This is a genomic window from Polaromonas sp. P4_F4 (assembly GCF_056401355.1).
This window is the reverse complement of record NZ_JBFUJO010000042.1, coordinates 1-21,163: the sequence shown is the minus strand read 5'-3', so window position 1 is coordinate 21,163 and position 21,163 is coordinate 1. Positions and strand designations below refer to the sequence as shown.

14 protein-coding genes and 1 pseudogene are annotated in these 21,163 nt (G+C 59.2%); 7 read left to right on the top strand and 8 right to left on the bottom strand.

Annotation, left to right across the window (positions count from 1 at the left end; all coding sequences use genetic code 11):
• Positions 1-165, top strand: a pseudogene (locus AC1DUR_RS24860) (electron transfer flavoprotein subunit alpha/FixB family protein); the annotation flags it as partial.
• Positions 166-871: 706 nt separating this feature from the next.
• On the opposite strand, the gene AC1DUR_RS24855 reads toward AC1DUR_RS24860, so the two are convergent.
• From AC1DUR_RS24855 to AC1DUR_RS24835, 5 genes are all read right to left on the bottom strand, one after another.
• A complete protein-coding gene (locus AC1DUR_RS24855) occupies positions 872-1,861 on the bottom strand; it encodes an ABC transporter permease (RefSeq protein ID WP_477720838.1) in 990 nt (329 codons plus the stop codon).
• Positions 1,858-3,423, bottom strand: a complete 1,566-nt coding sequence (locus tag AC1DUR_RS24850) for a sugar ABC transporter ATP-binding protein (protein WP_477720837.1) — start codon at positions 3,421-3,423, stop codon at positions 1,858-1,860. The genes AC1DUR_RS24855 and AC1DUR_RS24850 overlap by 4 nt, the downstream gene beginning before the upstream one ends.
• Positions 3,420-4,535 carry a sugar ABC transporter substrate-binding protein gene (locus AC1DUR_RS24845; RefSeq protein WP_477720836.1) on the bottom strand — a complete coding sequence of 372 codons (1,116 nt, stop codon included), beginning with the start codon at positions 4,533-4,535 and terminating at the stop codon, positions 3,420-3,422. Before AC1DUR_RS24845 ends, AC1DUR_RS24850 begins: the two co-directional genes overlap by 4 nt.
• A gap of 24 nt (positions 4,536-4,559) precedes the next feature.
• A complete protein-coding gene (locus tag AC1DUR_RS24840; RefSeq protein ID WP_477720835.1) occupies positions 4,560-5,744 on the bottom strand; it encodes a carbohydrate porin in 1,185 nt (394 codons plus the stop codon).
• A 215-nt stretch (positions 5,745-5,959) separates the two neighbouring features.
• Positions 5,960-6,838 (bottom strand): polysaccharide deacetylase family protein, encoded by an 879-nt coding sequence (locus AC1DUR_RS24835; RefSeq protein ID WP_477720834.1) that lies wholly within the window; start codon positions 6,836-6,838, stop codon positions 5,960-5,962.
• Between the two features lie 153 nt (positions 6,839-6,991).
• Between AC1DUR_RS24835 and AC1DUR_RS24830 the strand changes: the two genes are divergently transcribed.
• Positions 6,992-7,693, top strand: a complete 702-nt coding sequence (locus AC1DUR_RS24830; protein WP_477722299.1) for a hypothetical protein — start codon at positions 6,992-6,994, stop codon at positions 7,691-7,693.
• Positions 7,694-7,695: 2 nt separating this feature from the next.
• On the opposite strand, the gene AC1DUR_RS24825 is transcribed toward AC1DUR_RS24830, so the two are convergent.
• From AC1DUR_RS24825 to gspG, 3 genes are all read right to left on the bottom strand, one after another.
• Positions 7,696-8,595: a BRCT domain-containing protein gene (locus AC1DUR_RS24825; RefSeq protein ID WP_477722298.1), complete on the bottom strand. Its 900-nt coding sequence runs from the start codon at positions 8,593-8,595 to the stop codon at positions 7,696-7,698.
• A gap of 66 nt (positions 8,596-8,661) precedes the next feature.
• The gene (locus AC1DUR_RS24820) at positions 8,662-9,591 is read right to left on the bottom strand and encodes a type II secretion system F family protein (protein ID WP_477722300.1); all 930 of its coding nucleotides are present in this window, start codon (positions 9,589-9,591) and stop codon (positions 8,662-8,664) included.
• A 129-nt stretch (positions 9,592-9,720) separates the two neighbouring features.
• Positions 9,721-10,155, bottom strand: coding sequence for a type II secretion system major pseudopilin GspG (gspG, locus tag AC1DUR_RS24815; protein WP_477720841.1), 435 nt, complete (start codon positions 10,153-10,155; stop codon positions 9,721-9,723).
• Positions 10,156-10,833: 678 nt separating this feature from the next.
• On the opposite strand from gspG, the gene AC1DUR_RS24810 reads away from it, so the two are divergent.
• From AC1DUR_RS24810 to AC1DUR_RS24790, 5 genes are all read left to right on the top strand, one after another.
• On the top strand, positions 10,834-11,277 hold the full coding sequence (locus tag AC1DUR_RS24810) for an RHS repeat domain-containing protein (RefSeq protein ID WP_477720821.1): 444 nt from the start codon (positions 10,834-10,836) through the stop codon (positions 11,275-11,277).
• A 530-nt stretch (positions 11,278-11,807) separates the two neighbouring features.
• Positions 11,808-13,862, top strand: a complete 2,055-nt coding sequence (locus AC1DUR_RS24805; protein ID WP_477720820.1) for a hypothetical protein — start codon at positions 11,808-11,810, stop codon at positions 13,860-13,862.
• 49 nt (positions 13,863-13,911) lie between these two features.
• On the top strand, positions 13,912-14,100 hold the full coding sequence (locus tag AC1DUR_RS24800; RefSeq protein WP_477720819.1) for a hypothetical protein: 189 nt from the start codon (positions 13,912-13,914) through the stop codon (positions 14,098-14,100).
• 177 nt (positions 14,101-14,277) lie between these two features.
• Complete coding sequence (locus tag AC1DUR_RS24795; protein WP_477720818.1) at positions 14,278-18,381, top strand: LamG-like jellyroll fold domain-containing protein; 4,104 nt, start codon at positions 14,278-14,280, stop codon at positions 18,379-18,381.
• Between the two features lie 85 nt (positions 18,382-18,466).
• Positions 18,467-21,163: beta strand repeat-containing protein (locus AC1DUR_RS24790; RefSeq protein WP_477722297.1), on the top strand; the 2,697-nt coding region annotated here is incomplete at its 3' end.

Sequence of the window (21,163 nt, the reverse complement as noted above, 5' to 3'; positions counted from 1 at the left end):
GCCGGCATCTCGGGCGCCATCCAGCACCTGGCCGGCATGAAGGACAGCAAGGTCATCGTCGCCATCAACAAGGACCCCGAGGCACCGATTTTCAGTGTTGCTGATTACGGGCTGGAGGCTGATTTGTTCACCGCTGTGCCCGAGCTGGTGGTCGCGATTTACTGAGCATCTTAACGACTGATTTCGCAAAGCACTATTTGCTAATTTCGGATTTCTTCGTTGCTGGGCATTGCGTCTTTCAGGCTCTCTGCGCTTTGAAGAAGCAGGCATCGTTGCTGGATTGGCCATGGCCGCGCCAATACCTCACGTCAATCTGTGCATCCTTCAGCTGATTGTTAACAAGCGATCGGTTTTGAACCTTTACGTAAGTCTCAAGCAGAATAGTTTGACAAGATTGACCTCCCAGGTTCCGTAGGATGACTTCCATTTTTCGTCAGCCTCGTATTGGATATATACGATCGTGCTGTCTTTCAACGTGATTTCATCGTAACTGGCGTCGGGGCCAAAGAGGCGAGCCTCGCTGGAAACTGAGCAATGGATTCACTTCCGAGTAACGTCTCGCATTGAGAATTGCTCTCCCTTAGATGAAGAATTTTGCACTTCCGCTTTGCGGCCACCCATTCACATCAGTGCTGATTCGCTGCGAGCATCAACGCCGTTGTGCGACACCTCGTAGGAGCGTTGGGGGTGGATCGTAAGCCTGCGTGAACTGAAAGCCGAAATATGGGTACGAAAACGGGTAAATTCCCAACCTGTATTTCAGCGATGCTAGGACACAAGAATTGAACCACCAGTCGCGCGCAAAACATCTCTGCATTCCTTCCCATGGATATATGAAATGTCAGCGTGCGATCGAGTCTGCCCGGCAAGCTCATTCGTCGTCGCCTCCGACGAACTGCCTGCGTGCCCATTGCGACAGGGCGACGGCGGTAATGAGCGCGAGGCCGTTGAAGATGCTGGTCACCCAGATCGGAATGCCCAGCATCGTTAAGCCCGTCACGCCGCTTCCAAGAAAATACACAGCAAAGATGGTTCCAGGTGTGTTAAACCGACCCGGCGTGAAGGCGGTCGCACCGAGGAAGGCGGCGGCGAAGGCGGGAAGCAGCAGGTTCATCCCTGAGTACGGGTCGGCCGAACCGAGAAGCCCCGCGTAAAGCACGCCGGCGAAGGCTGCCAAGCCGCCGGAGGCTACGAACGCGAAGAGTCGGCTGCGATCCACATTGACGCCGTTCAGCCGGGCGGCCTCCTTGCCGCGACCGACGAATAGCAGGCGTCGGCCGGACGGCGTGAGCTCGAAGAAATACCAGATCGCCGCGGCCGTCACTAATGCGATGAGAAAGACGTTGGGAATGCCGAGCCAATGCCCGGTCGCAACTGCGATCAGCCTGTCGTCGATACCGCTGATGGTCGACGAGTTCGTCATCCATTGCACTACGCCGGCCATCAGCGAGGTTGTCCCGATCGTCGCCACGAGGGAAGGGACGCGCAGCCGAATCACTAGCACCGCATTGACCAACCCGGCCAGGCAGCCCGCGGCTAGCGCGGCTAAGACTGAGAACCAGAGAGGCGCCCCGAGCCAGACGTTGAGCACGCCGACGATGCAAGAGGAGAGCGTGAGCGTGGCCCCCACCGAGAGGTCGAATTCGTCGGCCGTGAGGGGAATGATGATCGCGAGCGCCAGGACGGCCGACGGTGCCCAGGTGGCGAACATGACCGAGAAATTGCCCCAGGTGAAGTACATGCCGGGCAGCGCGAGAGAAAAGCCGAGCACGACCGCGGCCCAGGTGAAGGCGAGGACGAAGCGCTCGGCGCGCTGTGCCCAGTGGTGTGCGGCGCGCAAGCCGGAAGGCGTGGGTCTCATGCGCTCTGCTCCTCGGTGATTTGACTCGAGTCAGACGCCGCGTAGCAAGCCGCGACCACCGCAGTCTTTGAAAGCTGCTCGCGTGACAGCCAGAGACGCAATCGTCCCTGCGCAAAGATGGCCACGCGATCGCAGAGATCGGCCAGTTGTTCGGCGTCCGAGGTCGCGCACACGACACAGGTGCCCTTGTCCGCCGCCTCTCGCAGGGTCTGCATGATTTGACGCCGGGCCCCCACGTCCACTCCCTGGGTCGGTTCGACCACCAGCAGAAGCCGCGTCGTTCGACGGAGCCAGCGTGCCATGAGGACTTTCTGGGCATTGCCACCACTCAATGTGTTGACTGGGGCGCCCGGCGTGGCCGGCCTGATTCCGAACTCATCGCAGGCACCCTGTGCTTCCCGCATCATGCGTCCGCGGTCAAGGCGTCCGCGTCCCGTGAACTCGCAAAGGCTTGGAAAAAAGAGATTATCCGCAATGCTGAGGGCACCGATGCATCCTGCGCCAAGGCGATCCCCGGGCACGAACGCGACGCCCCGGTCGATCGCCATCGACGAAGTCAGGCCGCGAAGCAACAACGGCGCCTCGCCCGCAAATGTGAGAGTTCCCGAGGCGGCGGCCCTGGCCCCGAACAGGACTTGCGGCAGCATTTCGTAGCCCGAGCCGACCAGACCCGTCAGTCCGACGATCTCACCTGCACGCAGGTCGAGATCGGTCGGCGCCAGGCGGCGTGCGCAGGCGGCCTGCACGGTGATAGCCGCGCCCGGCTGCCCTTTTCTTTGATGACTGTCGAGGCGGCCCTGCGCGACGGTCTCGCCCACGATCATTTTGACGATAGCTGCGCGACCGACATCGGCGGTGCGCCCGGTGCCGACCAGAGCACCATCGCGGAGCACCGCGACCCGGTCGGTGATCGTCATCACTTCGTCGACGTCATGGGTGATGAACATGATACTTGCACCGCGCTCAACGCCTCGCCGCATTAGTGCGAAGAGCCGTTCCACGTCCGACTGCGGCAGAAAAGGGGTTGGCTCGTCCAGTAGGATGAGGCGCGGCGGCGGCGCTGTCTCGTCGAGGTTGGCGAAGGCCCGTACTAAGGCAAGCTGGGCGCGCTCGACAGGAGACAGGCGTTCGACCTGCGTGGCCGGGGAAAAATGCAAGCCATAGGCCTCCAGCAGTTGTGACGCCCGCGTTCGTAATCGGCGCCAATCGATGTAGCTGCCGCCCTCTTGGGCCAGCTCGCTCATGTAGAGGTTTTCAAGTACGGTCAGCGTGGGCGTCAGCCCCAGGTTCTGGTGCACGAAGCGCAGGCCGAGCGCACGCCAAACTCCGGGCGCGAACGGCAGGGATGTGGCTCTGCCATCGAATGTGATCACCGCGCCCGGATCCGGCGCAAGCACACCTGCGAGAATCTTGACCAGCGTCGATTTTCCGGAGCCGTTGCGTCCCAGCAAGCCAAGAATTTCACCAGGGTTGATCGTGAGGTCCACACTCTGCAGCACTCGTGCCCCGCCGAAGGTCTTGCTCAGTCCTTGGATCGCCAGGACAGGCGTCGGCGCGGTCATCGGCTCAGCTTCCATAACGTGCGAAACCCGCTGATATAAGCGTTGCCGTATCCCTTGTCGAAGCTGGCGGGAACGCCGGCGGCGGTCACATTGCTTTTGTCAAATAGATAGAAGGGGACGTTGAGCGACTTGGGAACTGGCAAACCGCACAAGTCGCGCAGGTGCCCGTCGATCGTAGCGTAGGCGATCCAGTCGAGGCTCTCACCGATGTCGAGATCGACCTTGCCGTTGCGCACGAAGTCGAGAGCGAAGGGCGTGCCATTGAAAGTGCCTACGGCGACCGTCTGCGCCCGTCCCGTCAGCGCGACCGCCGGCACAACGAATTGCGACATGCTGTCATAGATCGGCAGCACCACATTCACTTCCGGGTGCGCCTGCAAAGCGGCCTGCAAAGACGGCTGGATCTTAGTTGCCCATTCGGCAAGGCCGACATTGATCTGTTGCGTGATCTTACAAGTCGGGCAGTTGGCGGCGAGCTGCTCGGTTATTCCCCTTACCATCGCACCTGTGGGCGGTGCGTCGTCGCTCTTGATGATAATGATGTTCGCCTTCCCCCCAGTTCGCACAATGCTCCAGTCGGCGAGTATGCGGCCGACTTCGTTGAAACCGATGGTGAGCGAGCTACTGAGCAGTGAATTCTGCACCATGCCGGGGTCGTAAAAATGTGTGGTCGCCACCTTGACGCCCGCACCCTTGGCGGCGCGCAGCGACGGGCCCAAGGCGTTCGGGTCGATTCCCGCCGGCAGGGTAATCATGTCGAACTTGGCCTGGATTGCGTAGTTGACGCCCTGTGTGTGCTGATTGGGCTGGCCCTGGTTTTCCCACTCCGTCACGGTTAGGCCCAGCTCGGAGCCCACCCGCTTCATCCTGTCAGTAATGCCCTTGAGAAACGGATTGGCGCTGGTGAAGGGGATCGCGAGGATCTTCTTGCCTGAGGCGCATACCTTGGCGTCGAAAGCCTCGCCCGGGGCGACGAATTCGGGATTTCCGCTGTAGCGCACCAGCGTTGCCCTGGCCCGCTCGAGTCCGGCATCGGCTGCGCTTGCGTTACCGATGGAGCCGGCGCACACCATCGCGAGCACAAGCGCCGGGGTTAGTTGTTGTATTTTCATGTTTTGTCTCCGTTAAATAGGTTGTTAGAACCACACTTCGAGTTGGGCGCCAAAACTGGTGCCCGAGGTCCTGTCCGCGAAGGCGACCTGGCCCGTGACGTTGCCGGCAGCGCCGTTCCACTTGGCTCTGGTCACATACAGACGGAACTCGGGTCGAGCCCAGAAATCTGCTCCCACCGCCAACGTCGGCGCGATCGTTAGTTTGGTCAGGCGCGCGGTGTCGCCGCCGTCGGGTTTGTACTGGGACACGCCGAGCTCGCTGACGAGCTTGAAGTGTCGCGTGAAGGCATACGACAGCCGGCCTCCAGCGCTGGCGGAATCAGTCGCCACGCCGGAGGAGCTTGTCTCGCGAGCAAGCAGCGCCATGGCTTGGGCGCCCAAGGCGCCGCTCTGCCCGCTGATGACTTCCACGATGCGCCAGCCCTTAGCGCGAGGGCCGGCTGTAAGATCGCCAAAGTTGGCATTGAGCCCAGTGGAGCCTTGAGCGTACTGCAGGAGCAGCATGTTGCTCAAGGAGGTGTCGAATAGCTTGCCCTGGTCGTAGCGCGCCGAGAGGCCCAGGCCCTTGGTGCCGCCGGAAAAATCGCCCTTGGTCGCGGTGGCGAAGAAGTGCAGCGTGCCATTGGGGCCAGCGGGCAGGTCGACATATTCGAGATTGAAACGGTTGCCGGGCCGAGCGGCGTTGGCATCGGTCTTGTAGTAAGCTGCGCCCAGTTTGCCGGGCCCTATCGGCTGACCTTTGAAGCCGGCACCGACGCCGGCCATCTCGATGAATTGGGTGTCGACGATATACACATAGCCCCGCCTGCCGCGCTCCTTTCCGATCCAGAAAGTAGCATCGGGCGCGACGTCGAATCCTTTCGCCTCGGAAAACATCTGTTCGATGCTGAAGCCGCTGCCATTGGTGTCGGTGGCCGCCGTGTAGTGGGTAGCCATCAACGTGACTTTGTAGTCGATGTCGTCCTTCTTGAAGCCTTGCGAAAGCTGGAACTCGCCGTAGAAATCGCATTCGTTGCCCAGCCGGTACTTTAGGCCCGCGCCGCCGCCGTTGAGAGCGTAGCAGCCGCGCGATGCATTGGCGGTGCTGGTCAGACCCGGGCCGGCGCGGAAGTAGCCGTTCCAGTCCACAGCCTCGGCACTACCGGCGGCTAGCGCCAGTACGGCGACTACAGAGCGGGCCGCTAGAGAACAAAAATATTTCTCGATCATGGTGAGTCTCCTGTATTTCTTATTGGATGTAACGAAGCTATCTGAACAATCCTGCAAACTACATGCCATCGCCTGCAGGAGGTCACTCCGTTCTGCGGTGCCCACGCGGTGGACATTCATCGATCATGTCGTGAATGCGATGACGACCTGGCCGTGCGGTGGAAGCGGGTTGCCCCGCTGTCTCATTAGCCTCGACCCAGCGAGGCTTGGCCGCATCAGGGTTTCAATTCCGCGAAGTGAGAGCTCTTGGCGTAGTGGGCCGCGATATCGTCGCTCGTGGTCAACCAAACACCCTCGTGCCCCGTGATGTACTGAAGTACTTTCTCGAGGTACTTGTGACGAGAGGGCTGGTTGATGACAAAGGGATGCAGGCAAAGCGCCATCACCTTGGCTGAGTGCTCCGCTTCCTGATAGAGCTGATCGAATTGATCGATCACCATCCGGTAGAAATCGTCCCCAGACAGGCTCTTGCCGAGGAACATCTGAATGTCGTTGAGCTCGAGCGAATACGGTACCGACATCATTCCTTCGACGTTGAGGGGAAATGGCTGGTCGTCCGCACACCAGTCGAGCACGTAGGAAAGCCCCAGTTCCTTGACTAGCCGCGGGGTGTCGAATGTTTCCGTGAGGGCCGGCCCCATCCAGCCATTGACCTGCTTGCCGGTGGCGTCGGTGATTGTCTTGACGACGTCTGCCAAGTAGCTGCGCTCTTGCTCCACCGTCATATCGGCTTGGAAGATCGAGTTGTTCTTGCCATGGGCGACCCAAGCCCAATCGCGCGCTTTTCCCGCTTCGATGATCTGGGGATGGTGCCGGCAGCAATCCGAGTTGAGGAGAACCGACGCCCGCATCTTGTACTTGTCGAGGGTGTCGATCATGCGCCAGATGCCGACGCGTGGACCATAGTCGCGCCAGCCGTAGTTCAGCGCGTCGGGCTTGAGGTGCGCCGTGCCTCCGAAGATGCTGGTGGAGGGCTTGTCCACCTCATAGTGCTCGATGTTCACACCGACGTAAAACGCGATACGAGCGCCGTTGGGAAAAGCTAGTTTGGGACGAGCGATGATCGGTGAATAGTCGTAGAGCGTGTTGTTCAACTGAATCTCCATTTCTCGAAATTGATGAGCGCCCAGATTCCAAACGGGTCTCGGCGACGGGCCGAAACAAGCTCGGTGGCAGGGTGACGCGGATCATAGAGCTGGCCAACGATTTGTAGAATGGTGCTAGTGTTCCGAACACATCGGATGTAGATGTCCGCAATTAAAGTTGCTGGGCTGCGCGTCAGCTTGCCGCTTGCGGGCATGCTGATGATGCCGGTGCGGAGCGTCTTCCTGCAGGCCTATCTCCAGATCAAACTCGTTCTCGATTTCACCGACCTGCTCGTGGACGTGATCGACGAAAAGATCGATGCCGTGATTCGCGCGGTCGATGACGTCAGCCTCATTGCCGCACAGAAAGGTCCGCAAGCTGCCATCGCTGAGGGTAACTACACCGCGTTGCCGACCCTTATTTCTTCTGCCCGCAAGGCATTGAAGGCAATATTGACACGTGAGGCAGCTGACGCAAGGCGATCGGCAATCCTGGCTGGTTTGTCCTCGCTTGGCTATGAGGTCCGAGAGGGAATGAGCACCGCATGGGCGAAAAAGGGACGCGTCATCCTGCGAAAGCCAAGCTTGGCCGACTACGGTGCTGAAATTTCCAGCGCAGCAGATGTGGAAAGACTGCAAGCTCGCGCCGTTGCCTTCGACGCTCAGCGAGACACATCGAGTGACCGCGACGTTGAGACTATGTGGTGCGGTGACTTCGGCAAGCTCCAGGGCTTGCTCGCTACGCAGGGAGGATCGATTGAGATAGAGAGGGCTTTGGCAGTGGGCGCAGTGCCGCTCAAAGCTGTCGACCGACCATTCGAGGTGCCGCGCGAAGGCACGATGCCTGTCAACAGGCGCGTGTAGCTTTAGACGTCCTGTACGGCGTCGTGAAAGTCATTTTCATGTACCAGCATCACACGGATACCTTTTTTGCGTAGTTCAACAGCCTTTTCCACCTTGCGTCCGTAGCAGGCATACGCCCAACACGGGTTGCCTCCCGCTCCGATGACCAGGAACTGCAGTTTTGCCGTCACTCCGAAATGAGGCTCACCACCCAGGCTCCGCACGAGTCCCTCAAATTCGCTTCGTTTCAGCCTGGCTGAGACGCCAGTAAAGCAAAACGTCGAACCGGGAAACTTAATCTCTGGCGTTATCGCGCAGAGGGCCCCTATCTGCAGATCAGCCTTCTCGTGAATCAGCGGGCTGACGATGGTACGTTCATCGAGCACTGCCAGAAACTCGCTAAAGAAGTGACGCAGCAGTTTCTGCTCGGCCTCATCAATTCGACCGTCCGCACGTACCTGAGTGGTAAGGCTTTCGATCTCGTCGTAAGGCCAGCAAGTCTTCAAGTGTTCGTGGTCATTCAGCCAAGTCGACAATCCGCGAAGCTCGGCCTCAGTTACGATTCCGTCGGCAGCAATACCGCCCACAAGCGCGTGCAGGCGCTGTAGGTCCGCGGTGACCATGTCGAAAAACTCCGTGCTTCGCAATCGCTCGCATAGCCAAGTGAGGTCAGCGCGTTCTTCCGCGTCGATCACACCGTCGCAGACGGCACCCTCAATTGCAGGAATCAATTCCGAGAACGGATGCCGATCGCGAACCTCATGATGGTCCTCCAGCCAAATTTTTAGCAGTGCGACTTCACTCATGTTGACCTCACCATCAATCGCAATTCCTTCTAGAAGACCCAGCAGCGAGTTGATCGACTTTTCAAGTCGTCCTTTTCCAGTAAAGCGAAAATATGGTCGTGTGTCCGCGTGCGTCATGGCTATCTCCTCCCTTGCGGCAGGATACCGGATCGGTTCGCGGAGTACAAGGAGTTAAGGTCATCATCAGTCAAAGGTCTGATGTCGAATCTTCAATGGCATTGCAGGAGCCAAGCACGGCACGCACAGCAATGGGTTACGAATAAGCACCTTGTCCTCCCAGAAGTCGGGAGACTGATCACTGAAAACTTGCCTACTTACGGTAATAAGGTGTTTACGTAAGTAGGAAACTGATTGGTTGGCCCGGGCGGGTGTGGTTCTGTACATCTGAAGATGCTGGAACTCACGTACCACCTTGGAAACGCCAGGTATCTTCTCCAGCATTTTTTTGCGTACTTCGGGTTTTTTCCACTGCATCACCAGGGTTGCAGCGGCTCCGCTCATGGCCACCAACATGAGCATGGGTATGAGAGGGTGAGCGTCGACAAATTGCCCCCAAGCCATCAACAGCTTTGACAGGAAGGGAAGTTCTCGGCCATTGCTTTCGATGAGCGTTGCAAAGCGGGGAACGACGACCCCCAGCAGCAGGACAACGACCAGCGACCCGACAGCCAACAGGAGCAAAGGGTAAACGCATGCGCCGATGACCCGGTCACGCACGGTGCGCAGGCTTTGCTGATGTTTGGCGTAGCGTGACAGGCCCGTTGCCAGGTCGCCCGTTTGTTCGCTGGCCGCCACGGTGGCGACCAACAACTCCGGAAACACCTGGGTACGCTCCAACGCGACAGAGAAGGAAAACCCCTCGGATACCGCTAKGTTGAGCTGGTTMAGGATWTGGCGGCGCGAGGGGGMGGTTTCCCTGCGCGTCAGGGCATTAATGGCTTCCTTCACYGTCACGCCGGCCTCCATGAGGGTGGCCAGGTCTTGCGAAAAAGCGACSGTGTCWATCGTYGCCGCTTTCGYGRMAAAGAGCCTTCGAGCRTTCCCGAACAGGGGAGCGCCGACGGCTTTTACCACCTCGCACTGGAGAACGACCTGGCCGCGGCCACTGACCATTTGATGGACTTGCTCGACACTCGTGGCCTCGACTTGCTGCGTCGAAACGCGGCCCCGAGGGTCCATGACAACGACGTTAAAAGCGGTAGCGCTCATCGATGCCAGGCGGTGCAGGTAAATGAGCGGCGGTCATTCGGGTGACGACAGCGCAATGTCTTTGGCATCACCGCTGCCGCCGGGTTGCCCGTCGGAGCCCAGCGAAATGAGATCCACGTCGCGTTGCAATTCAGACAGCTTGTAAATATAGGCGTGTCCCCAGGGATCCAGGGGCACCCCCTTCTTGAGATAGGGACCCTGCCATCTGGGTACGCCTGGTGGCTGCGAGATGAGCGCTTCCAGGCCCTGCTCAGGGGTGGGGAAGCCGCCAACTTCCAGTCGGTATTGATCCAAGGCTTTTTCGAGGGCGTCCATTTGGGCGCGTGCTACTTTGACTTTGGACTTCGCAACCGTATCGAAAAACCGTGGCGCTACCAAGCCGGTGAGCAGCCCGATGATGACGATCACTACCAGCAATTCGAGCAGAGTAAAACCGCCGAGTAAACGGTTGCGGTCACCACACTTCAAGTAAGTGGGCCTGGCACGGCGGCGGTAGTGGCTCTCTTGGATCCGCGTCGCCTGCGGGGTCAGTTCTTTATCGATGCCTGCGCTGGTGGGGGTTTCAATAGTTGCACGATTCGTTGCCTGCTCGTCGGTTTTTATATCGCTCATGAATCTCTTTTTTTTTCGATAAAACGACGACTTCGTCAATTCCCTGATTCCGACCAAGAGGTCAGCAAGTTCTGTTCCTAGTCTCCGCACCATTGTCGCCAAATCAATTGCGCATTATTTGCGCGGTGATGAATGCGTAGGACTGTACTTGAATGGCGAAAGACTGACATCCTCTAACTGGGGGGCCTTTTATTAAGCGATACCTCTTTAGTGTTCTTTTTCCGCTATGCACGCTGGTTGTTGAGGTGCAGGGGGTTGTTTCCGCCAGGGACTGGGTTTGTAGTCGATGCTGAGTTGGACCTGTGGGCTTAGTGGTAAGCCGGGAATGTAGGCAGCTAAGCCGTTCGTTCGGCGGTGGTCTTGGCCCTCCGCATAGCCGCTCGATGCGGTAGTCCCGAGCGCGGAGCTTGCTGCAGTGGCTCCGACGCGACACTGCCCTCCAAATAGAGGGCGACAGAACCGCACCCCACCGCTAGACTGCGACGCACATTCGCCTAACTCGGCGAGATAAAAAAATGGGGCGGGGAGAAATCAATGCGCTTATCACTTCCGCTTGCATCGGGCACGATGCGGGTGAGTCGACTGCGGTCTTTATTCTGGGCGCGGTTGATCGATGCCAAAGGCGTGGCGACTGGCACCGCATACACGCCGCGCGGCTGGGTGGCCAGCGTCACGACCACCGCACCTGGAGGAGCGGGGCGCACCACCAGCTACAGCTACGACGGCGTCGGCCAGCTCACCCAGGTCAGCCAGCCCGACGGCACCAGCCTGAGCTACAGCTACGACGCGGCGCACAGATTGGTGGGCGTGACCGACGCCCGCGGCAACGCCGTCAGCTACACCCTGGACAACGTGGACAACCGCATCGCGGAGGAAGTGCGCGACCCCACTGGCGCCCTGCAGCGCAGCATCAGCCGCTCCTTTGATGCCCTGAACCGCTTGCAACAAATTACGGGAGCAGCCAATTGGTCGAATTAAAAAGAAGCAGTCGCATCAGCAAGGCGTTCGCAGCATGGCTGTGTATCGCCTCACTGCTGGCGCTTCTGACTGGCTTTCCACTGAGGGCATGGGCCTCATTTTCTGCTACTGTGGCGACTCCGGCGTGCACCGCAAACTGCTATGCGTACAAGAATCGTGCGGTCAATCCGCAACAGACGGTTTTCACTATTGGTATTTTTGCGGCTTGCAACTACGGCGTAGGCAAGACTTTAGCCACGCTTAATCCCGGCAAACTTGTGGTCGAGTTACGTGGTTATTACGGTGCCACGAATCAGAATTACGCAGCGTGCGAATACAAGTATTTCCCATATCCCGGGGACACCGTCAATTACAACTGGTCCTATCTTACTATCGAGGGGCAACCTGCGGCGCCCTATCCCGCTCAATACAGCTGCCCTGCCAACAGCACGCTCACAGGCACAAGCTGCACCTGCAACGAAAGCGAGGGCTACACACAGTCGCCGAATAGTCCATCGTGCGTATCCCGCGAAGAGAGCAACCTCACCCAAGTGCCTCTGCTGCCCCTGGCCTGCCCGAGGTCGGCAGACCCCAACCCCAGCTTTGGCAACCCCATCTACCCGTTAACGGGCAGCAAGGTAGAGCAGGTAGCCACTGGAGTCGAAATTGGCGGCATCGCCTTGAGCCTGACTTACGACAGCGTCTCCAAGGCGCCTGGCTCCATCTCCTCAGCGTACAGCCATGCGGCCTCCTTCGGCGAACTCTGGTTCACCAACCTGCACCGCAAACTCAACCTAGCGCCAAACCTCAAGACTGCACTCCTGTCGCGCGGAGACGGCCGCGTCCTCAGCTTTACTGGCACAGGCGGCGGCGTGTTTAGCGCCGGCGCCAACCGAAACGAAACCCTGACCTCCATCACGGGAGGCTATCGATTTACAGATATTTCCAGCGGAACCCAAGAGCTTTATAACGCCACAGGCCAGCTCACCAGTCTGACCACCGCCCAGGGCAAAGTGTTGAGCTTTGCCTATGCATCGGGGAGTTTGTTGACATCTATTCAGGATAGCGACGGCAGGATCATCCGGTTCGACTACGCTAGCGCAGGCGCCCTCAGTACGGACCAGCACGTCACTAAAATAACTGACGCCACAAGTCGGACTATCACTGCGGCTTACGACGCCACAGGCAACCTGTCATCGCTGACCTGGCAAGACGACAAGATACGCCAGTTTCTCTACGAAAACGCCAGCTTCCCCTGGGCTCTGACCGGGGTGGTCGACGAGAACAATACCCGCTACTCAACATTTGGCTACGATAGCCAGGGCCGTGCCATCTCCACAGAGCATTCTGGAGGTGTGGATCGCTTCAGCGTGAGCTATGGCCAAGCACCTTCGGTATCGGTGGTTGACGCCTATGACGTCGGCACCAATGTACTCAGTCGGACCAGAACTTGGCAGATTCCAACAAGCACGGTGCTGACTACCCCCAATGGCACCAGCGTGGACATAGGTGTCCAAAGTCAGTTTGGCATGCCGGCACTCACCGCCATGAGCCAGCCTGCCGGTTCAGGCTGCGCCGCATCGACCAGCACGATGACCTACGACGTCAAAGGCAACATCGCCAGCAAAGACGACTTCACGGGACAACGCAGCTGCTTTACTAACGATCTGGTCCGAAACCTGCCCACGGTGGCAGTCGCAGGCCTGACCAACACGGCGAACTGTTCAACCGTGCTCATAGCCAATGCCAGCTTGCCACAGGGCAGCCGCAAGGTGAGCACGCAGTGGCACCCTGACTGGCGCCTGGTGACCAAAGAAGCACAGCCCTTGAGTCTCACCACGAGCATCTACAACGGCCAGCCCGACCCGTTCAACGGCAATGCGGTTGCCAGCTGCGCGCCCTCAGCTGCAAAGACTCCGGACGGCAAACCTATAGCCATGCTGTGCAAACAGGTGGTGCAGGCCACGACGGACGTTGATGGCGGCCTTGGCCTGACGGCACCCATCGATGCCAGCGTGGCGCAACGCATATCGAGTTTCACTTATGACGCCTTAGGGCGAACGCTCGCCAGTACCGATCCACTGAACCGCGCGATGACCTATGCGTACTACGGCGGCACAAGTTTCACGGGTGTAGAGCCCAATGCCATAGGCCACAGCGTAGGCGACCTGCAAAGCATCACCAACGCGGCAGGTCACGTGACCCAGTTCACGCAGTACGACCGGGCGGGCCGGGTGCGGCAGATGGTCGATGCCAAGGGCGTGGTGACCGACACCGTGTACACGCCGCGTGGCTGGGTGGCCAGCGTCACCACCACCGCGCCAGGCGGCGTTGGGCGCACCACCAGCTACACCTACGACGGCGTCGGCCAGCTCACCCAGGTCAACCAGCCCGACGGCACCAGCCTGAGCTACGGCTACGACGCGGCGCACAGATTGGTGGGTGTGACCGACGCTCGCGGCAACGCCGTCAGCTACACCCTGGACAACGTGGGCAACCGCATCGCCGAAGAAGTGCGCGACCCCACCGGCGCCCTGCAGCGCTCCATCAGCCGCTCCTTTGATGCCCTGAACCGGCTCCAGCAGGTCAGCGGGGCGGCGCAATGATTCAAATGAATTTTGTAGACGGTGGGCCTCCACCACAGAAAGCCGCAGCATGAGTATTTTTCAGGGAATTTCCGGCGCTTCGGATGCGAACCTCAGCTGTCACGCTTCAGCGCAAGCCGGGGTGTCGATGTTCAAGGAGAGTGTGCGTCGCGTGAACGGAGCAGTAGCAGTGAAGGGATGTTTATCGCGCGGTGGATGTCAGCTCAGCGATTTCCGCATCACTACCGTGGTTTTGTGAGTGAGCACGGGTGCCCATGAACGCCTTAAGGCCCGTCTGCCGGGACCCCTGTTCAAGCAGGCCAAATCCGCGTGGAGGCGTAGTCCGGATCACCGGACAAAGCCAACTCATACAAATAGTCACCAATGGTCCGGCGCAGCAATTGCCAGCAGACCGTCTTGAATCAGGAAAAAATTCGTGATCGCGATTTGGAAGAAAATTCTCAAGGCTGCAAGCCTGGCGTTCTTGGCTGGTTTCATGAGCTTGTGGTCCTTCTCTTTGATGGCCACGACCCTGTGCGGCACTTACCAAACATGTAAACCAGAATCTCAGCACAGTGCATCTGTCGTCCAGATGTTAGACGGCATGGGCAACATCTACTATGCCTATGACGTTGATAGTGCGGGGTTAATTCCCGTCGCAAATCAAGCGTGCGCTTACTACGCTGCCGCTCACTCGAACGCGCAGTCAACGATGACCTTTGATCCGGGTTCATGCATGCCAGTTCTTCCCGTTCCGGATTCCAATGTTGGTGGTCAATTTGTACCGATTTCTGTTACCGGGACATACAAACAAGTCCGGAGTGACGGTGTGTTGCTGGCCTCTGGCCCTTGGACTGGAGGGTTGTTAAACGCCGGGTGTGGAGATTCTTTGAATGCGAACTTGGTATCCGCAGGGTCCAACGGTCAATGCTATTGCAACAATGGACTAAATTGGTCGCCATCCTTGAATGCTTGTGTGGCCGTATACGATCACTGGTACAACGCAAGCTCCAAAAACAGTCTTATCTGTGAAGCCCGGTTTGGAAAGCCGATCGCTCCCCTAGTAGGTGCCAAGATTCTAAAAGAAGATCTTGGCATTTCAGTTGGTAGGGAGTCGCTTGGTATTGTTTTTGACAGCCGCAAGAATGTTCCCTATGTGGCATCTCCTACCATTATTAATGGTGTGGCAGCTGTCGCCGCTTCCCCAGCGGCTTCGTTCGGAAGTACTTGGGCATCTACCGTTCACAAATCTTTGTATATCCAGCGAAATGGAACATCCAGCATTGGATACTCCGTTCAAGCTTATCGTGGCGACGGGCAGTTTGAGACATTCAATCACCCCAGTGTGACGGTGTATACGCCAAGCAACTCCAGTGTCATTGATCAAATGGTTCCTGTACTGGATGGGCAGGGAAATCAAACGAGCCAAGTTCGAATCATCGATCCGAAAGGCAACATCGAACTTTACGACATGTACAACCAGCTAACCGGCTGGAAGGGCGATTTATTAAGCATTACATATGTGGATGGCGGTAGTATTAACTACACATACAGTACTTCGACAACGCCAATCAACATTGCCCCATCTATCGGTCTCTTAATCGGCATAAGCGACAACCAGGGTCGCAACGTTCAGTTTCAATACGACCAGCCATCAAGCAGCGGAATTTCTGCGCGAATCAAGCGGCTAACCACGCCAGAGGGACGTGTTATCACTTTTGGGTACGATGCGAACAACAATTTGTCTCAAATCAATTGGCCTGATGGCAAGGTTCGCAATTATTTGTACGAGCGTAGCGATCTTGTTTGGGCGGTGACAGGTATCGTTGATGAGAATAATTCACGCCTTTCAGGTTACACCTATGATTCACAGGGCCGCGCTATCGGAACTGAACTATCGGGTGGCGTGAACAGTTATAGCGCGAGCTATGGAACACCACCATTCTTAAGTGTTACCGAGAATCGTGTTGGCAGCGTGATTACACGTGAGCATAAATGGGTGGAGCCCCAGGGAGTGACTATCACTTTACCTAATGGGACTTCCAGTAGCTTGAGCATCGCCAGTATCAATGGCATGCCGGTCATGAGCGGGCAAACGCAGCCAGCGGGATCCGGCTGTGCCGAAACCAACAATGCCACGGTATATGACGCGGTGGGGAACGTGCTCTCGCAGGACAACTTTCAGGGGCAGCGCACGTGCTATGCCTACGACAGCAGCAATCGGGAGATTGTTCGAGTTGAGGGCCTTGCCAATACGGTGACTTGCTCAACAGTGACACCTACTGGTGCCACGCTTCCTGTGGGTGCTCGAAAGACCAGTACATCGTGGCACCCGGACTGGCGGCTGCCTGCCCGAGTTACCCAGCCGGGTCTGACTTCTACCTTGGTGTACAACGGCCAGGTTGATCCGTTCAACTTTTCGACGGCCAGTTGTACAACCGCCGCCAACTTACCCAACGGTAAGCCCATGCCGTTGGTATGCAAGCAAGTTTCGCAAGCAACTGCTGAAGTGCTGGCGGTCCCTCCAGCGCCAGTCGATCCTTACATCAACTCCGTAACGGTATTGCTGCATGGAGATGGATACAACAACTCAACAGCAGTTGTTGATAGCAGTCCTGCACCTAAAACGGTAACAGTGGGCGGCAGCGCAAAAATTAGTACGGTGCAAAGTGTGTTCGGTGGTTCTTCGCTGCTTTTTGGCAGCAGTAATTATCCGATGCTTACCGTCGCGAACATCTCGGGGAATACATTCTGGCAAAGCGACTGGACGACTGAGTTCTTTGCTTTGACAGCCAACCCTACTACGAGTGCGGCGGCGATTTTTGGTAACCGGTTTAGCGGAGGAGGCGGAACACTTCTTACCTCTTACTCGTCGGGCGTTTTGACCGGTTTGTCTATCCAGGCTTTTTCTGGTGGTGCGTGGGTTGGTTGGGGTGTTGGTACGGGTACGCCAGGTTTTACCGCAGCCGCATCTGCTGCCGGCGCGTTCAACCACGTTGCAATTACCAAGCAGGGGAAAACATATACTTTTTTCCTTAATGGCGTGATGTTGCCGTCTGTGACCACGACATACCAGATCAGCAGTGCGCTGACGACCAACATTTATGTTGGCTCCGCCGACTATGGATGGATTCCTTACAACTTCAGCGGTTATATCGATGAATTCCGCATTACTCAAGGTGTGATTCGTTACACCGCAAGCTTTACGCCCCCGGCGGCAGCATATGCCGGCTATACGACTTCCGATCCTTCTGCCCCTACGGCTACGAGTACTTTCACCTACGACGCATCCGGCCGAGTCTTGACCAGTGTGGACGCCAACAACCGAACCACCGGTTATGCGTACTACAGCGACACCGCCTTCAGTGGCAATCCGCCGGGCTCATACGACCCGGACATCGACATGGTGCCATTCCTGTTGCACGGCAACGGTGTGGATGGCGCCACCTCAATTGTTGACGACAGTCCTTATCACCGGACGGTGACGCCGAGCGGCAACGCCAGGATCAGCACCGCGCAAAGCAAGTTTGGCGGGTCATCGATTGCGTTTGATGGCGTTGGCGACTATCTGTCCATTCCGTATAACGCTGATTTTGCTTTTGGTGCAGGTGAATTCACCATTGAAACGTTCGTGTACAAGAACGCCAACAACACCAATGGCAGCCGAATCTGGAATTCCAATGGGGACTACTATGACGGCGTGGCCGTCTACATTGACCCCAATGGCAACTTTGGCGTCTATGTGTCCACCAACGGAACGAGCTGGACACAATCCTTGCCTGTCGTTGCCAACCTGACCAATGGGCAGTGGTACCACCTGGCGATCACGCGCAGCGGCGGTTCCATCTTTGCCTTTGTCAACGGCGTCAAATACACCGTCACGACAGCGCTGGGGACGAGCCCGCTGTACACCAACACAGGAGTGAGCCGCGTCATTGGCGGGCAAATCGGTGTCGACCGGGCCTTGAACGGCTACATCGATGAATTCCGTATCACCAAGGGCAAGGCCCGTTACACCGCCAACTTCACCCCGCCCACGCAGGAATTTCTGAATAACGGTCTGGTTCTTAACATCGCGGACATAGGCCACAGCGTAGGCGACCTGCAAAGCATCACGAACGCGGCCGGTCACGTGACCCAGTTCACGCAGTACGACCGGGCGGGCCGGGTGCGGCAGATGATCGATGCCAAGGGCGTGGTGACCGACACCACGTACACCCCACGCGGCTGGGTGGCCAGCGTCACCACCACCGCGCCAGGGGGCGTTGGGCGCACCACCAGCTACACCTACGACAGCGTCGGCCAGCTCACCCAGGTCAGCCAGCCCGACGGCACCACCCTGGGCTACAGCTACGACGCGGCGCACAGATTGGTGGGCGTGACCGACGCCCGCGGCAACGCCATCAGCTACACCCTGGACAACGTAGGCAACCGCATCGCAGAGGAAGTGCGCGACCCCACCGGAGCCCTGCAGCGCAGCATCAGCCGCTCGTTTGATGCGCTGAACCGGCTCCAGCAGGTCAGCGGCGCCGCCCAGTAGGCGCCGGGCAACAAAACCAATAACAGATCCAACAAACACCGCAAACCACAAAAGCGGTGAGGCAACCACCCGGGAGGGGTACAACATGAACAAGCTTCAGGGACTAGTGAGTAACTTCGGGCCGGCCATCCGGCTGCTGCGCACCTTGTGCGTTGCCGCCCTCATGCTGCCGGCGCTATCGGCGCTGGCACAAACCGCGAGCAGCACCACGCTGGCTTCCAGTGCCAACCCCTCGACCTTCGGCCAGAGCATCACCCTGACGGCAACCGTCGCGGGCGACAACCCCGGCGGCACGGTCACCTTCATGGACGGCGCCACCACCCTGGGCACCGGCACCCTGAGCGCCGGTGTGGCCAGCTTCGCCACATCCACACTGAGCGTGGCCAGCCACAGCCTGACGGCTGTCTATGACGGCGATGCCAACAACACCGGCAGCACCTCGTCTGCGGTTGCTCAAGTAGTCAACCAGGCCACGACCACGGCCAGTCTGGCTTCCAGCGCCAATCCATCGACCTTCGGCCAGAGCATCACACTGACGGCAACCGTCACGGGCCAATCCCCCAGCGGCACGGTCACCTTCATGGACGGCGCCACCACCCTGGGCACCGGCACCTTGAGCGCCGGCGTGGCCACCTTCGCTACCTCAACACTGAGCGTGGCTAGTCACAGCCTGACGGCCGTCTATGCGGGCGACGCCAACAACGCCGGCAGCACCTCGTCTGCGCTTGCTCAGGTAGTGAACCAGGGTACAACGACAGCCACGCTGGCTTCCAGCACCAACCCCGCCACCTACGCCCAAAGCATCACCTGGACCGCCACCGTCACCGGCAATGCACCCACCGGCACGGTCACCTTCATGGACGGCGCCACCACCCTGGGCACCGGCACCCTGGGCGGCAGCGGCAACAGCCGCACCGCCACCTATGCCAGTAACACCCTGACGGTGGGCAGCCACAGCCTGACCGTCGTTTATGCAGGTGATGCCAACAACAACACCAGCACCTCGGCCGTGCTGACCCAGACCGTCAACAAGGTCACCAGCACCAGCGCGATGACTTCCAGCGCCAACCCCTCGGCCTACGCCCAGAGCGTCACCTGGACCGCCACAGTCACCGGCAACAGCCCCACGGGTGATGTCAGCTTTAAGGACGGCGCCATCGTGCTGGGCACCGGCACCCTGGGCGGCAGCGGCAACAGCCGCACCGCCACCTATGCCAGTAACACCCTGACGGTGGGCAGCCACAGCCTGACCGTCGTTTATGCAGGTGATGCCAACAACAACACCAGCACCTCGGCCGTGCTGACCCAGACCGTCAACAAGGTCGCCACCAGCGCCACCCTGGCCTCCAGCGCCAACCCAAGCACCTACGGCCAGAGCGTCACCTGGACGGCTACGGTCACCGGCAACAGCCCCAGCGGCACGGTCACCTTCAAGGACGGCGCCACCACGCTGGGCACCGGCACCCTGGCGGCTGGCGTCGCCAGCTTCAGCAGCAGCACGCTCACCGGAGGCGTGCACAGCCTGACCGCCGTCTATGCGGGAGACRCCAACAACAACACCAGCACCTCCGCCGCGTTGAGCCAGACCATCAACAAGACCGCCACCAGCACCGCGCTGAGCTCCAGCCTGAACCCCTCCAACGTGGGCCAGAGCATCACGCTCACGGCCAGCGTGACGGGCAGCAGCCCCGGCGGCACCGTCACCTTCATGGACGGCGCCACCTCGATCGGCACCGGCACCCTGGCGGCCGGCGTCGCCAGCTTCAGCAGCAACAAGCTCACCGGCGGCAGCCACAACCTCAGCGCCGTCTATGCGGGCGACACCAACAACGCCGGCAGCACGTCCGCCGTCGTGGCGCAGGGCGTCAACCTCTCGGCCGCCAGCACCACCCTGAGCGTCACGCCCAACCCCGCCACCGTGGGGCAAAACGTCACCCTGACCGCCCGCATCACCGGCTACAGCCCCAGCGGCACCGTGACCTTCATGGAGGGCGCCACCACGCTGGGCAGCGCCAGCGTCAGCGGCGGCGCCGCCACCTTCAGCCTGAACAGCCTGGGGCAAGGCAGCCACAGCCTGACGGCGGCCTACAGCGGCGACATCAACAACAGCGCCAGCAACTCCAGCGCCGTGGCCCTGAGCATCAACCCGCGCAGCGGCATGACCTGGCAATACGGCTACGACGCCATGGGGCGCATCAACACCGTGGTAGACCCCAACGGCCAGGCCAGCTACACCTACTACGACAGCCTGGGCCGGCCCATCCAGACCCAGCAGCCGCCCAACACCGGCTCTGCCACGCCCACCGTCACCCAGTTCGGCTACAACCTGGCCGACGGCCTGACCAGCGTGGCCGACCCGCGCAACCTCAGCACGACCTACAGCCCCAACGGCCTGGGCAAGGTCACCGCCCAGAGCAGCCCGGACACGGGCGCCAGCCAGTACAGCTATGACGCCAAGGGCAACCTGCTCACCAGCCTGGACGCCCGCGGCAAGCAAACCCAGTACAGCTACGACAGCCTGGACCGTCTGACTGCCATCACTTACCCCACGGGCAGCGCCACCACCCTCGAATACGACGGCGGCGCCAGCCCCACCCCGCAAGAAAAAGGTGAGCTCACCAAGATCACCGATGAGAGCGGCCAGACCAGCTACAGCCACGACGCCCTGGGCCGCCTGACAGCCAAGACGGTCGTCATCAGCGGCAAGAGCTTCACCATCGGCTACGCCTGGGGCGACAGCGGCAGCGCACTGGACAAGCTGACGGCCATCACCTACCCGGGC

What these genes read in the sequence shown, in the direction of transcription:
- AC1DUR_RS24840 (WP_477720835.1), bottom strand. Translation starts at nt 5,744, where the DNA reads ATGATCGAGAAATATTTTTGTTCTCTAGCGGCCCGCTCTGTAGTCGCC.
- AC1DUR_RS24810 (WP_477720821.1), top strand. Translation starts at nt 10,834, where the DNA reads ATGCGCTTATCACTTCCGCTTGCATCGGGCACGATGCGGGTGAGTCGA.
- AC1DUR_RS24855 (WP_477720838.1), bottom strand. Translation starts at nt 1,861, where the DNA reads ATGAGACCCACGCCTTCCGGCTTGCGCGCCGCACACCACTGGGCACAG.
- AC1DUR_RS24850 (WP_477720837.1), bottom strand. Translation starts at nt 3,423, where the DNA reads ATGACCGCGCCGACGCCTGTCCTGGCGATCCAAGGACTGAGCAAGACC.
- AC1DUR_RS24830 (WP_477722299.1), top strand. Translation starts at nt 6,992, where the DNA reads ATGTCCGCAATTAAAGTTGCTGGGCTGCGCGTCAGCTTGCCGCTTGCG.
- AC1DUR_RS24845 (WP_477720836.1), bottom strand. Translation starts at nt 4,535, where the DNA reads ATGAAAATACAACAACTAACCCCGGCGCTTGTGCTCGCGATGGTGTGC.
- AC1DUR_RS24825 (WP_477722298.1), bottom strand. Translation starts at nt 8,595, where the DNA reads ATGACGCACGCGGACACACGACCATATTTTCGCTTTACTGGAAAAGGA.
- AC1DUR_RS24800 (WP_477720819.1), top strand. Translation starts at nt 13,912, where the DNA reads ATGAGTATTTTTCAGGGAATTTCCGGCGCTTCGGATGCGAACCTCAGC.